Annotated in this window: 11 protein-coding genes and 1 tRNA gene; 6 read left to right on the top strand and 6 right to left on the bottom strand. The window is 46.1% G+C overall.

What is annotated here, in order from left to right:
- The first annotated feature begins 88 nt into the window (after nt 1-88).
- Nucleotides 89-2,893 (top strand): efflux RND transporter permease subunit, encoded by a 2,805-nt coding sequence (locus PLE7327_RS02760; RefSeq protein WP_015142337.1) that lies wholly within the window; start codon nt 89-91, stop codon nt 2,891-2,893.
- Nucleotides 2,894-2,947: 54 nt separating this feature from the next.
- Here PLE7327_RS02760 and PLE7327_RS02765 read toward each other — a convergent pair whose 3' ends face one another.
- Nucleotides 2,948-3,778, bottom strand: a complete 831-nt coding sequence (locus PLE7327_RS02765) for a PEP-CTERM sorting domain-containing protein (RefSeq protein ID WP_041391808.1) — start codon at nt 3,776-3,778, stop codon at nt 2,948-2,950.
- Between the two features lie 231 nt (nt 3,779-4,009).
- On the opposite strand from PLE7327_RS02765, the gene hpnA reads away from it, so the two are divergent.
- The gene (gene hpnA, locus PLE7327_RS02770; protein ID WP_015142339.1) at nt 4,010-4,996 is read left to right on the top strand and encodes a hopanoid-associated sugar epimerase; all 987 of its coding nucleotides are present in this window, start codon (nt 4,010-4,012) and stop codon (nt 4,994-4,996) included.
- A 108-nt stretch (nt 4,997-5,104) separates the two neighbouring features.
- Here the strand turns inward: hpnA and psbD are convergent, their stop codons facing one another.
- The gene (psbD, locus tag PLE7327_RS02775; protein WP_015142340.1) at nt 5,105-6,163 is read right to left on the bottom strand and encodes a photosystem II D2 protein (photosystem q(a) protein); all 1,059 of its coding nucleotides are present in this window, start codon (nt 6,161-6,163) and stop codon (nt 5,105-5,107) included.
- 258 nt (nt 6,164-6,421) lie between these two features.
- Between psbD and PLE7327_RS02780 the strand changes: the two genes are divergently transcribed.
- The 4 genes from PLE7327_RS02780 to PLE7327_RS02795 all read left to right on the top strand — a co-directional run bounded on the left by PLE7327_RS02780 (nt 6,422) and on the right by PLE7327_RS02795 (nt 8,366).
- Nucleotides 6,422-6,691, top strand: a complete 270-nt coding sequence (locus PLE7327_RS02780; RefSeq protein WP_015142341.1) for a hypothetical protein — start codon at nt 6,422-6,424, stop codon at nt 6,689-6,691.
- A gap of 220 nt (nt 6,692-6,911) precedes the next feature.
- Nucleotides 6,912-7,595: an energy-coupling factor ABC transporter ATP-binding protein gene (locus PLE7327_RS02785; RefSeq protein WP_015142342.1), complete on the top strand. Its 684-nt coding sequence runs from the start codon at nt 6,912-6,914 to the stop codon at nt 7,593-7,595.
- Between the two features lie 66 nt (nt 7,596-7,661).
- A complete protein-coding gene (locus PLE7327_RS02790; RefSeq protein WP_015142343.1) occupies nt 7,662-8,207 on the top strand; it encodes an NYN domain-containing protein in 546 nt (181 codons plus the stop codon).
- An 86-nt stretch (nt 8,208-8,293) separates the two neighbouring features.
- Nucleotides 8,294-8,366: transfer RNA gene (locus PLE7327_RS02795), tRNA-Glu, on the top strand.
- A 97-nt stretch (nt 8,367-8,463) separates the two neighbouring features.
- Here the strand turns inward: PLE7327_RS02795 and PLE7327_RS02800 are convergent.
- The 4 genes from PLE7327_RS02800 to PLE7327_RS02815 all read right to left on the bottom strand — a co-directional run bounded on the left by PLE7327_RS02800 (nt 8,464) and on the right by PLE7327_RS02815 (nt 13,807).
- Complete coding sequence (locus PLE7327_RS02800; RefSeq protein WP_015142344.1) at nt 8,464-10,209, bottom strand: ABC transporter ATP-binding protein; 1,746 nt, start codon at nt 10,207-10,209, stop codon at nt 8,464-8,466.
- Nucleotides 10,210-10,229: 20 nt separating this feature from the next.
- Nucleotides 10,230-11,117: a succinyl-CoA synthetase subunit alpha gene (locus PLE7327_RS02805; RefSeq protein WP_015142345.1), complete on the bottom strand. Its 888-nt coding sequence runs from the start codon at nt 11,115-11,117 to the stop codon at nt 10,230-10,232.
- 10 nt (nt 11,118-11,127) lie between these two features.
- Nucleotides 11,128-12,414 (bottom strand): ATP-grasp domain-containing protein, encoded by a 1,287-nt coding sequence (locus PLE7327_RS02810; RefSeq protein ID WP_015142346.1) that lies wholly within the window; start codon nt 12,412-12,414, stop codon nt 11,128-11,130.
- A 127-nt stretch (nt 12,415-12,541) separates the two neighbouring features.
- Complete coding sequence (locus PLE7327_RS02815; protein ID WP_015142347.1) at nt 12,542-13,807, bottom strand: O-antigen ligase; 1,266 nt, start codon at nt 13,805-13,807, stop codon at nt 12,542-12,544.
- Nucleotides 13,808-13,918: the final 111 nt, after the last annotated feature.

Here is a 13,918-nt window from a genome sequence, read left to right on the forward strand (position 1 = left end):
TAACAGAACAAGCTTTTTCGACGACAAATCGACGAATCTTTCAGAATCAGAAAAATCCCAATCGCTAGCGTTTATCTTAAATTTGGTGATGAAACAGTCTTCGCGCAAGCTTTCTTTGAGAGAACGACTGAATATTTCGCGTCTTGCTATTCAATTTCCTCGAATAACAATCGCTTTTTGGATTGCCGTAAGTGTGGCAGGAATTTTTGCCTTTAGTTCTCTCAAATATGCCTTGTTTCCCGATATTACTTTTCCTGTAGTAATCGTCACCGCGCAAGCACCGATAGAAACAACGCTAGATACAGAAAACCAACTCACCAAACCAATCGAAAAACCGCTTCAATCTCTAGAAAGACTTGACGAACTTTCCTCTTCTACCTATCCCGGACAAACGGTTGTCAAGGTTTTATTCGTGCCAGGAACCAAGCTAGAATCTGCCACGGAAAAAGTTAAGGAAGCTTTAACGCAAGTTTCCCTACCGCCAAAAACAACCTTTGAAGTAGTTCCCATCGATCTCAACGAGTCGTCTGCAATTAGCTACGCTATCAAAGGCGAAAATAAAAGCCTCAGCCAATTAGTTCAAATTGCTAAGGCACAGATTGTCCCGCAGATAAAGCAATTGCCGGGAGTTCTCAAGGTTAATCTATTGGGAGATATTAGATCTAACTCGCCGACGCGGGTGCGTTTTAACGGGCAAGATGCGATCGCTCTCCAGATTATCAAGCGCAGTCAAGCAAATACCTTAGATGTCGTCACTCAGGTCGAGCAAGCCGTTCAACAATTACAAGCCAAATTTTCTGATCTACAGCTAGTTTTAGCAGAAACGCAAGCCGATTACATCCGCGAAGCTACCCAAGCAACGATTGATGCGCTTATCGGCGCGATCGTTTTGGCTATCTTAGTCATTTTTCCGTTTTTGCGCAATTTCAAAGCGACCCTGATTACTGCTCTCGCCATTCCCATATCGCTGCTGGGAACTTTTATCGTGATGGCGATCGCGGGGTTTAATTTAGAAACCATGACTTTACTTGCTCTGGCATTGGTAATTGGGATAGTTGTAGACGACGCGATCGTCGATGTCGAAAATATCGCTCGCCACGTCGAGAAAGGAGAGAATTCAAGAGAGGCTGCCATCAAGGGAACCGGTGAGATCGGTTTGGCAGTGACGGCGTCAACCTTAACCATTGCCGCGGTATTTGTGCCAGTAGCGTTGATGCGAAATGCCGTCGGCGAGTTTTTTAAGCCCTTCGGACTGACTGTTTCTGCCGCCGTTGTGTTCTCCTTGTTGGTTGCTCGAACTTTATCGCCCGTCTTGGCAGTTTACTGGCTTAAACCCAGAAACAATCGCAATGAATCTTTACAAAGACTGGAAGCGAGGAATAATTCCCAAGGCGCGATTTCTAACGCGATCGCCAATAATTATTACCGGAATTTACTTGGTTGGTCGCTGCACAATCGTAAAATTGTAGTCGCAATAGCAATCTTGAGCTTTGCCTCAGGAATTGCCCTCATTCCCCTCATTCCCAAAGGTTTTATCCCCAAACTCGATCGCGGCGAATTTAACATCGCCTACACTGCTCCCCTACCCAAGCTAGCAGGACAATTTCAGTCAGGAACCCCTAATACCAATCCAAAATCTGCGGAACGCAGTCGCCGCACCCCGCTGGAAGTCAATTCCAGCACAACGGCGACCAAAACCCAAAATCCAAAATCGAATAATGGTGCATTCGCTTGGATGGAAAATTTAGCCAAATCTCCGGAAAGACTTTTACTTAGAAAAACTATTAAGGTAGGTCAGCAACTCGAAGAAGTCGTCTTGACTTTTTCTGAAGTGGAGTCGGTCTTTACCACAGCTGGGTTGCGAGGAGATCCAACTAAAGGCAAACTCTATATTCGGCTCAAACGCGATCCGCGTTCGCGTAGCGTCCCGGAGGGATTCAGCGCTTCCGCAGAAAATCGCCAACTGACGACCGCCGAAGTCCAAGCCAAAATTCGCGCTGCTCTACCAACTCTCAAAGGTGTTAGCGCCAGCGTTGAAGATATTCCCTTCGTGCAAACCGAAGCCGAAAAACCAATTCAGATCGCTATCTTGGGCAAGAACCTCAATCTTTTGCGTAAAACTGCCCAACAGCTTGAAACTCGCGTCGAGAAATTGCCGGGTTTGGTCGATGTAGCGCTTTCTGGACAAGAAAAACAAGGAGAAAACGCCTTAGAAGTCGAGCGCCTCAACGGTCAGCGAGTCGTCTATCTCAGCGCTAACCTCGCCCAACAACAAGGCTTAGAGGATGCTGCTTGGCAAATCGAACAAATCGCTCAATCCATATTTCCAAAAGGCATTACCCTAAAGCGATGGGGTAGTTCCGCTCACAGTAGCGACGTGTTGAGTAGTTTTGGCTCGACGATGACTTTATCGATTTTTCTGATGTTATCAGTTCTGCTATTGCTTTTCGGCAGATTGCTCGAACCAATCGCAGTCGGTTTGTCTTTACCTTTGTCGATTGTGGGAGCTATGTTAGGGCTTCTGGCGACTCAGAGCGACTTTGGAGTCATTTCGCTACTTGGTTTGATTTTTTTATTGGGGTTGCTCGACAAAAATGCCTTACTTTTGATGGATTATACCAATCAACTGCGCGAATCTGGTTTGAGTCGAGAAGAGGCACTCGTAGAAACTGGAGCCGTTCGCCTGCGACCAATTATTATGACGACCGCCTCGACGATTTTAGGAATGCTGCCGATCGCATTGGGATGGGGAGCCGGAGCCGAGTTGCGCCAGCCAATGGCAGTGGTCATTATTGGGGGATTGATAACTTCTTCTTTGCTCAGTTTGATTGTCGTGCCCGTACTTTATACGCTCCTAGAGGATGGGTGGACGAAAATGTTTGGAAAAAGGTAAAAGAAGATCGATGAGAACGAGAGTAATTTGGTGTTAATTGCTCTCGATTTTTTCTTATTGGCTTTTACGTTTCATTGTAGCGGTAGTACTTAAAGCTCCTAGAACCAGTAGACCAAGCATTGAAGATGGTTCAGGGGTTTTAGCTGCTTCGGAAACAATAGAAGCGCCATTGGAATTAGAAACTGGGGGATCGAACATTTTAATTTCAAAGGCTACGCGAGAACCAGCATTTTGCCTCTGAGGATTAATGGCGTTCCAATTCATAGCAAAAGTGCCTGACATAGAAGTAATTTCTACTCCATTTTGTCGATCTCTAGGAGAGAGGATAAAAAATTGTTTATCAAATCGCTTGGTTCCAGAAGTAGATTTAACAGACCGATTTAGCCTTCTGCGAGTATCATCGCTAAAGGCGACTTGATTGATAGCTAGTTCTATAGTGGTTCTAGATTCTACTTTAGAGCTAGGATTGTCGGCTCTAGTAATCAAGCCAAAGGCATTGAATCGATCGAGGACGTTAGAGGCAAACGTATAGTTGAGCGTCCCAATTATTCCCGAACTCTCTGCGATCGCTAATTCTGCTTTATTATTGGTTGAATCCCAAGTCAACGTCCAATTATAGATTTTCTCATCTATCCATTGAAGATCGATACTGCTTTGTGGTGTGCCCGTACTGGCACCATTAAAACCAAAGAAAATTTCTTTACCGACTCCACCAGCTTGACCTTCGACTTCCCCGATTTTGGTAATGCTGTTGTTGAGGATAAAGGCAGATTCGTTAGTTCCCCCATTTCTCAAGTTGGCACCATAAACCGATTGAGATTCTAGAGCCAAATTTGCTACTGTGGTTCCCACTACCACAGACATCATCAGAGATATTTTTTTCATTTTTTTCTACCACCAGAACCCTTAGCAGAATTTCTCTCCAAAGAGAAATCGTTTTTATTTATCTAATTTACATAGAATATTAGACTCTAACGTCTTCTGGCAAGAGTTTTTGGAATTATAGTTATAATTTTTAGTTTTGCGGTACCATAAAAGCCCTCTGGTCTTATTTCTCTTGACACTTTCGAGCTGTATGAATAAATTCCTATAAAAATCGATCGCTCATTGCCACCCATGACGATACGCGCTTTTGTGACAGGAGGAACGGGATTTATCGGGGCTAACCTCATCCGGTTGCTTCTGGAAAAGGGATGCTCGGTACGAGCGCTCGTGCGTCCCAACAGTAACTCGAACAATTTGCAAGGTTTAGAGCTAGAAATTGTCCGAGGAGATCTCAACGACCCAGATTTATATAGACAGATGCGGGGTTGTCAGGTACTTTTTCACGTCGCCGCCCGTTACTCTCTCTGGCAAGCAGATCGAGAAAAGCTATATGAATCAAACGTGTTAGGAACCCGCAACGTCCTAGCAGCAGCGAGAATGGCGAAGATAGAGCGTACCGTTTACACCAGTTCTGTAGCTGCAATTGGGGTTGGCAGAGTGGGGGAAGCCGTCGATGAAACCCATCAAAGTCCAGTCGAACAATTAGTCGGTCACTACAAAAAATCCAAGTATTTTGCCGAGCAAGAAGCCGTCAAAGCCGCTCGAATGGGTCAAGATGTGGTCATCGTCAATCCTTCTGCTCCTATCGGTCCTTGGGATATTAAACCGACACCGACAGGAGATATCATTCTGCGTTTTTTGCGTCGGCAAATGCCTGCATACGTCAATACGGGTTTGAACTTTATCGACGTGCGGGATGTCGCGCGGGGACATTGGTTAGCTTTGGAGAAAGGAGTAAGGGGCGATCGCTATATTTTAGGTCATCAAAATCTTTCCCTCAAAGAATTATTAGAGCAATTAGCAACCATTACGGGTTTAGATGCGCCTCAGAATATCATTCCGCTTTGGTTGCCCTTAACGGTTGCTTGGGTTGAAGAACGAGTCCTCGCTCCTTTGGGCAAATCTCCTTCCGTTCCCCTCGATGGCGTTCGCATGTCCAAACAGCCGATGTATTACGATGCCTCAAAAGCCGTCAGAGAATTAAATCTCCCTCAATCTCCAATCGATCGCGCCCTTAAAGAAGCAGTAGAGTGGTTTGTTAGTCGGAGATATTTATAGCGCCGCTCTCAGTTACAAATAAAAATAAGCCCCACTAATGGGGGCTTTTTCATACTTTCTACCAACTTTAGAAGGATAAAAAAACTCATCCTTCGCAATTGCTGTAACTTAGAGAGCGTTACCGCGAGGTAATACCTCCTCAGGGAAGACAAAATTCTCGTGAGGCTGATCCTGCGGAGCCATCCATGCCCGCAGTCCCTCGTTCAACAAGATATTCTTGGTGTAGAAGGTCTCGAATTCCGGGTCTTCAGCCGCCCGCAATTCTTGGGAGACGAAATCATAGGCGCGCAGGTTGAGGGCGATGCCTATGATGCCAATGCTGGCCATCCACAATCCCGTCACTGGCACGAACAACATGAAGAAGTGCAGCCAGCGCTTGTTGGAGAAGGCAATCCCGAAAATCTGCGACCAGAATCGGTTCGCCGTTACCATCGAGTAGGTTTCTTCTGCCTGGGTTGGCTGGAAGGCTCTGAAGGTATTGGCTTGGTCTGAGTCTTGGAAGAGGGTGTTCTCGACTGTGGCTCCGTGAATGGCGCACAGTAAGGCTCCTCCTAATACTCCGGCTACTCCCATCATGTGGAACGGGTTGAGGGTGAAGTTGTGGAATCCTTGGACAAATAAGATAAAGCGGAAGATTCCCGCTACCCCAAAGCTGGGGGCAAAGAACCAGCTACTTTGTCCGAGGGGATACATTAAGAAAACCGACACGAACACCGCTATCGGCGCGCTGAAGGCAATGGCGTTGTAGGGACGGATTCCCACTAAGCGGGCAATTTCAAATTGCCGCAACATGAAGCCGATTAAGCCAAAGGCTCCGTGCAAGGCGACAAAGGGCCACAAGCCCCCGATTTGACACCAACGGGTGAAGTTGCCTTGCGCTTCTGGTCCCCACAAGAATAATAGGGAGTGCCCAAAGGCATCGGCGGGAGTCGATACGGCTACCGTCAGGAAGTTGCAGCCCTCTAGGTAGGAGCTGGCTAGTCCGTGGGTGTACCAAGATGTGACGAAGGTGGTTCCGGTCAGCCATCCTCCTAGTGCCAGGTAGGCGCAGGGGAATAGCAGTAAGCCGGACCAGCCGATGAAGACGAAGCGATCGCGCTTTAGCCAGTCGTCGAGGACGTCAAACCATCCTCTCTGTGCTTGCGCGCGTCCCATTGCTATGGTCATGGCGCAAATCTCCTAATCAATATAAGTACGGGATTTATTGTTTCTCCATTTCGACCCAATCTACTTTTATGAATATGCAAAAGGTCGGACTAAATGTGAGAAAAATTTACTTTTCTTAACTTACACTATATTAAAGGAAACATTCCAACTTTTCCAGCTCGATTCTTAACAAAATCTAAAATTTATCCCCGATCTGGTAGGGAAATGAGATGAGTTCTGCCAGATAATCAAATAGAGCAATCGATCCTAGGAGCTTCTATGTACACTATCGACTTAACCTTGAAGTATACGCCGATCCCTGTTTCCGTGCAGCGCAAAGAAGCTGCCGATGCAGAAGCAATTTATCAGAAAATAACCGCAGCCATGCGCTCTAGTGCGCCCCAGCTCATCGAGTTGACCTGTGAAAAACAACCAGAGAAGAAAGTTGCCGTCATGAGCGACCAAATCTGTGCAGTTATTGTTTCTCAGAAAGATAGTGCAGCCGCTACCGGACGAGTTCCTGGCTTCTTTTCTTTGGCGGAAGGATAAAGTCAGCGACCAGTGATTCGATTTTTGATTTTGGATTGAGGATTAGTTAGTAGCGGCGGGTTTATCTAAAAACCCTAGAAACTTACCTACACTTACTGTCAAAAACCCGTCCGTACAGTAGTTAGTAATTAGTTGTTAGTAGCTTCCCCGCCTTCTGACTTCCGACCTCCTTATCCCCTGGTCTCCCAGTCCCCCCGTCCCCCTTGCCTTCCGAGTTCTAATGACCAATAATCAACCTGCCATTCGAGTTAGAGACTTAAATTTTGGCTGGCATCCAAACGCCCCTGTACTGCAATCCTGTTCTCTAGAGGTTCCAAAAGGAGAATTTTGGATGTTGTTGGGAACGAATGGAAGCGGCAAATCTACGCTGTTGAGGCTTTTGGCAGGAATATTAACTCCTCAAAGTGGAGAAATTGAGATCGTTCAACCCGTAGGGTTTGTTTTTCAAAATCCCGACCATCAGTTAGTCATGCCTACTGTAGGGGCGGATGTAGCGTTTGGGTTGGTGAAAGAGAAGCTTTCGCCGATTGAGGTTCGCTCCAGAGTCAAAGAAGCGCTGGCAGCGGTTAATTTGCTCGATTTGGAACGGCGACCGATTTATGCCCTCAGCGGCGGACAAAAACAGCGAATTGCCATTGCGGGCGAAATTGCTCGTCATTGCGCGGTGCTTCTGCTCGACGAGCCAACTGCTCTACTGGATGCGGACACTCAATTAGAATTGGTAGCGCAGGTACAGCGCCTCGTTAAAAATAGAGGATTGACGGCTTTATGGGTAACTCATCGCTTGGATGAATTAGATTATTGCGACGGCGCTTTTCTGCTAGAGGATGGGAAAGTGGTCGCTAGCGGAGGAGCCGTACATCTCAAGCAGAGACTTTTGCAATCTAAGGAGCGAGACTCCTAAATTTTTGTTAAAATTAGTAAACGTCATTATTAATAACGTTAATGAAGAAGGCTTTTATTTATAAAAATGGCTGCTACTTCTGGTGCCCTATTACTCGTTGATGGCTATAATATCATCGGCGCTTGGTCTTATCTTAAAAGAACTCGCGAGCGCGATGGTTTGGAAGCAGCACGTCGAGAATTAGTAGAAGCGCTCGTTAATTACACGGCTCATGAGGGATGGTTGACGAAAATCGTTTTCGATTCCCACTATCAGAAAACGCCGGGTTCTCAAGAAGACTACACGCCCTCTCTGTCGGTTTACTATACTGCTTTTGCACAAACGGCAGATACCTATATAGAAAAAGTTTGTGCCTCCTTTAAGCATCAGGATTCATCCTCAATTTCTAGGTTAATCGTTGCCACTTCAGACCGGGCACAACGCCTGACAGCAATTGGCTACGGCGCGGAATGGATGTCAGCGCAACGTCTGGCTAGTGAAGTAGAGCTAGTATCTTGTCGGATTAGAGCCAAACATCGACCCAAAAAGCAAACCCAGGGTCGTTTTTTATTCAATTGCCTCGATCCTCAAGCCCAACAACGCTTATCGCAATGGCGACGAGGCATTTATTAACCGCTATAAAAATTTTTGCAACGTTATTTGTCGATCGTTGACAAGCTATTAAAGATTCGCTAAAGTTAAAAAGGTGTAAATAACAAGCCCCCATCGTCTAGTGGCCTAGGACACCTCCCTTTCACGGAGGCGACAGGGATTCGAATTCCCTTGGGGGTATCTAAGCAAGAGAAGTGAGGTTTCGCCTTTACTTCTCTTTATTCAGATAGGAAAGATGAGAAGACTTTGGGTTTAAATTGGTTGAACTTCCGTGGGCTTATTCTAAGATTTCTTCCAATTGATGCTGCTGCCACAGAGACAGATATAGTCCCGATTCTGCTAACAATTCGGCATGGGTTCCGATTTGAACGATTTCTCCTTTATCCATGACAACGATTCTGTCAGCTTGTGCCGCTGCTGATAGCTGATGGGAGATAAAAATGACGGTTTTTTCTTGAGTCGAAGACAGGTTCTGTAAAATCTGAGTGGCTGTCTGATTGTCCACGCTAGAGAGGGCATCGTCCAAAATTAATACGGGCGCATCGATTAATAATGCCCTAGCTAGTGCAGTGCGTTGGCGCTGGCCGCCTGAGAGAGTAATTCCGCGCTCTCCGACGATAGTTTCGTATTGTTGCGGAAAATTAAGAATTTCATTGTGAATTTGTGCGATTTTGGCGGCGCGTTCGACATCGGATAGCTCCTTGAGCGGATCGCCGTAGCAGATGTTATCTTTGATGGTGGTGCTGAAGAGAAAACTATCTTGGGGAACGTAAGAGATCGCCCGTCGTAAGTCCGATAATTTAATCTGAGTGATATCCCAGCCATCTAAGAATAACTGTCCCGGCGAGATATCGAGCAAGCGGGGGATAGCATTTGCCAGAGTGGATTTGCCGCAGCCAATCGGTCCGACGATCGCGATCGTTTCGCTTGCTTGGATGGTAAGATTGAGATTTTTCAAGGCAGGCTGGAGCGATCCCGGATAAGTATAGCTGAGTTGACGCGCCGCGATCGCGCCTCGAACTCGTTCTAGCGGCAAAGAAATACTCTCGGACGTATCTCGAATCTTTGGCTGCGCTTGAAAAATGGCTTCTATGCGATCGATGCTAACTTCCCCTCGCTGATAGGCAGTAATAGTAAAGCCCAACAGTGCCGTGGGAAAGACTAACTGTTCGACTAAAATCAGGAGAGCCACAAAATCGCCAACAGTGATAACCCCACGAGCAATTTCTCTAGTTCCAAAGGCGAGCAAAATTAAAAAACTGACGTAAGACAGGGCTTCTACTAGAGGAAAAAGGACGTTGCGAGTTTGGGCAAGCTTAAGATTTGCCGTCAATAATTGCTGATTTTTTTGGCGAAAAGCACGGCGTTCGTTTTCCTCTTGGGCATAGATTTTAATCAATGCCATACCGCTAGTATCTTCTTGGATTAACTCGCTGAGGTCAGAGAGTCTTTCTTGAACGTCTCGCTGTTGTTCCTGCAACCGCCTGCTGAATAATTGTACTGCCAGCAGCATAAACGGATAAACCGCGATCGCCTCTAACGTTAAAGGAACGTCGATGGCGAGCATGGCTGGCAGTCTTAAGCCATAGGCAAAGATAGTGTTGATTAAGCTCAAAATGGCAAACCCCACTAAGCGACGAATGTTATCGACATCGCTAGTGGCTCGATTCATCAAATCTCCCGATGTATTGACAGAAAAATAAGTGGGTTCGAGAGAGAGGAGATGTTGAAAAATGCCTTGCTTGAGTTCAAATTCTACTTGGCGACCCACGCCAAAGATCGTAACGCGAGATACCATGCGAATGCACCACATCACCGAGGCGAGAATCAGAATCTGCCAGACAAAACGCCAGATCGGCTCGAAGCCAAACGCCTTGCGCAAGTCATCAATGCTGTCTCGAATGAGTAGAGGAATGTAGACTCCCAGGGCATTGACAATTAATAAAGCCAAAATGCCCAATAACATCAAGCGCCAGTGGGGACGCAAGTATATTCCCAGTCGTTTTAACCGCGAAGTTGCCATTTGCTTGCAGGCTTTTGATTTTACTTAAGGATTGTTTGCACCAGTTTTGGAATTTCAGAAGGACGCTTAGCGATATTAACTTTTGCTTGTTTGAGAGCGGCAATGGTTTGTTTCTCGGCGCTAGTTGCTGGAGAAGCTTGGGATAGCTGAGTAGCAACAATTGTCGTTGCATCGCCAAAGCTTCTTTCTACTGGAGCCTGAAGTCCGGCAATGTAGGCAATGACGGGTTTTTTCATGGCAGAAGCAATGTAGTTAGCCGCCGCAATTTTGGTACTGCCGTCCGGTTGTCCGAGAAGAACGATCGCTTCGGTACTGTTATCTTCTTCCAAAATTTGCAGCCATTGCTCGAAATTCGCGCCAATAATCCCATCCGTTCCCAGACTAACGGCAATAGACTGTCCGAGTCCGGCTTGGGTAAGGCAGAGGGCAACTTCGTCGCTGAGGCTGTCGATTCGACTAATCAATCCTATATTACCGGGCGTATAAAAGTGGGGTTCGCAAATGCCCAACCAGAGTTTGTCAGGAATAATCAGTCCCTGACTGCCCGAACCGAGAATGAAGGTGTTAGTTGCCCGTGCTTTTGCGAGCAGAGAAACCATGTCTAGGGGAGGAACGCCGCAAGTCACAATAATAATTCGCTTGATTCGAGCTGCGATCGCTTCTAAAGCAGCATCTAGAACCTCGTAGGCATCGACAAAAATAAGACTTATCTCGATTTCTCCAACTTCACCAATGGCTTCCTCGACCAAATCGAAAATGGGGATCTCATTCGCCTGCTGTCCTCCCCGACCAACGCTAACCCCAGCCACAACGTTCGTCCCATAAGCTTTCATTCGGGCTGCATAATGCGACCCTAAGGGAGTGGCAATTCCCTGTATAAGAACTTTACTGTCTGGCATCCACTGCATAATTTCTAGTTTATTTCGATTTGGCTATGGAGAGCGTCTGCGCGATCGCGTCATCTAAGTCATCTGTCAAGAAGACGGGCATAGTAGTTAGGCGTTCTTTAACCGATGCGATCTCTCCTGTGCCAAGGCGGATGACAAATTGAGGGGGTTCGTTCGCTTGTGACTTGCCCGAACGCGACTGAAGGCTCCGCAATCGTCTTGGAGACACTGCGCTTGTGGCTCTTGGCGCTCTCTCTTCGCTCGTCCGCTCTGCGGTTTGTCCGATGTGCGGTTGTAAATAATCGGCGAGCGCTTGTCCTAACATTTCTATTGCTTCGGCACTGCCTAACAGATTTACTAACACCACTTTGAGTCCTTTTACCTCTAATGCCAGCTCTATTGCCTCTCCTAATTCTTGAGTTAAAGTTCCATCGGGCAGACATTTGCCGTTGGTTGCCTCGCCCACGATTAGGCAGCAAGCGGGTTTGCCTTTATCTTGAACGATTAAATCCCAAGTTGCCATGGCTAGCCCCAAGCTATTGGAGAGAATCCCGATATTTCCCTTTTCGTCGATCCGATCTAGCCATCGAGGTTCTGGGATCTCAACTGTAGATGAAGGCACTTCCAATTCGCTAGAAGGCTTTTGGGAAGCCTGTTTTTTCGAGACAGTCAGCCTTTCGATATCTAAATGGCGTTTGATGGCACTATCATTGACGGTAATTTTGCCATCGAGAGCCATGAGTTCCCCGTCAGCACTGACTCCTAGCGGATTTATCTCTACCAGATCCAAATCTTTTTCGCTAAAGAGATGGTAAATCTTCTCGATAATCGCGCTGACAGACTGGATTAACGCGCCTCGGAGTCCCATTTTAATCGCCAACCGCCGCGCGTAGAATGGGGAAAATTCTTCGTCGATAACGACTTTTTGCATGTGCTCCAGTAAGGTGTCGAGATCGATTCCTCCCCTGGTCGAACCGAGCAATACGGGGCGTTTTAGCTGATAGTCGAGCAACACGGCCAGAAAAAATTCCTGTTGGGCATCGTAGCGAGCTTCTGCCAGGATGACTTCGGGGTATTCTCCCATAATAGGCAAATTAAAAATGGTTCGCGCTGCCGCGATCGCGTCGATCGTATTTTCTACGAAGCGGATACCGCCTGCCCTTCCCCTGCCTCCTGCTCGAACCTGGGATTTGAGAACGACTGGATAGCGAATTTGCAACCGTTTCAGTTCGCTGGGGTCGGCGATCGTTTGCGATGGCAAAATGGGAATGCCGATCTGATGAAATAATTCTTTGGCTTGATATTCGAGTAAATCCATTGTTTAAAGGACTTTTCCTTATTTTCCCATCTTAAATTACTTGCTGGAGACTCCTGTTACTGCCGCAGGCTTAACGGGAGAGGAAAGCGCGTCCTCCAGCAAACTTTACAAGTCGATCTGTCAACCCTTACCCGCTATGTTTTTTGAAAACTATATCGAAACTATCTGGTTGCGCTAATATAGTTGCGATATACAAGACCCAAGTAATGCTGTTATATTCTAAAACTCTCGTCTCGGCTAGGTTGGTTAAGATTGTATAGCTCAGAAATATTAAAAGCCAAAAATATCTAGCATCGCGAGTAATACGAATCCAGAACAGAGAGCGTACAAAGCTAGCAAGAAACAAAAGTATATAGATTGACATTCCGATAACGCCGAAAATTAGCAACAATTCCAGCAGTCCATTATGAGGATGAGTTGGTTCCCAACCGAGAGCATACCAGACGTAGGCTGCATCGCTATCAAATCCTTGCCAAAAACCGCTGTATCCATAGCCTAACCAAGGGCGTGCTAGAATGCTTTCCCAGATCAAAGGCCACATATCCGTGCGACCAGTTAAGGTCGGATCTTTTCCCATTGCCCTCAGTAAGTTGTCGAAATTATCTATCAACCATATTCCTATACTGGTAACGACTCCTACTCCCCCAATTAACCCAGGAATCACTAAGTCATAATACCATCTTAAAGCGCTACACATATGTAAAATAACGAACAAACAAACAAAAGTCACTAGCGCACTTTTTGAGCTTGAAAGCAATACTAAAAGAAAGGAAAAAATCAAGCCCAGCCATTTAGTGATCCGTCCAGACTTGCCGCTTTTAAGAGAAACTAAAAATAGCATGGAACTTAAGGTCATCATAGAACCCAGCCCATTTTTATGTAAATAAATACCTCGCCACGCGCCTTCATGCAGTCCGCTCATCATTCCGAATCTTGGCAAGGCGATCGCAAACAAAAAACTGAGAAAGATTGCCAAGCCAAATGTATATAATAAAATCTTTAACTGCTCTTTAAAGCTATAACGAGTAGCAAAGTAGATGCCAAAAATAGTCGTTCCCCATAGAGCAAGGCAGCGACGCAGAGTAACGATTGGAAATCTAGACCAAAGAGCGGAGAGGAGAATAAGCGATAGGAGGCTAACTAATAGGAATAAAATTAATTTGTCTGTTTTGAGTAACTGACTTACAACCAGCTTCCAGCGCCCAAGAACTAATAAGAGCGATATTCCCTGAATTGCTAGGAAAATTACTTGCTCTATGGGGCTAGAAACATCTGGCGAGAGAGCGTTTTGATCTACATCGGCTAACTGTAAGACCTTAAGGATTCCTCCAGTAAAAAGAAGTAGAGAAACAATAACGAAACAGGTTTCAGCAACCTCGATCGGGGATTTCATTCTAGGTTATGGCTTTAGAGACTAGGTTATGGCTTTAGAGAAAACCTCAACCTATCTTTCTAGATAAATTGAGGTTAAATCAATATGTTGACACAGACGAATTACTAATTC

This window comes from Pleurocapsa sp. PCC 7327 (assembly GCF_000317025.1).
Classification (GTDB): Bacteria; Cyanobacteriota; Cyanobacteriia; order Cyanobacteriales; family Microcystaceae; genus Hydrococcus.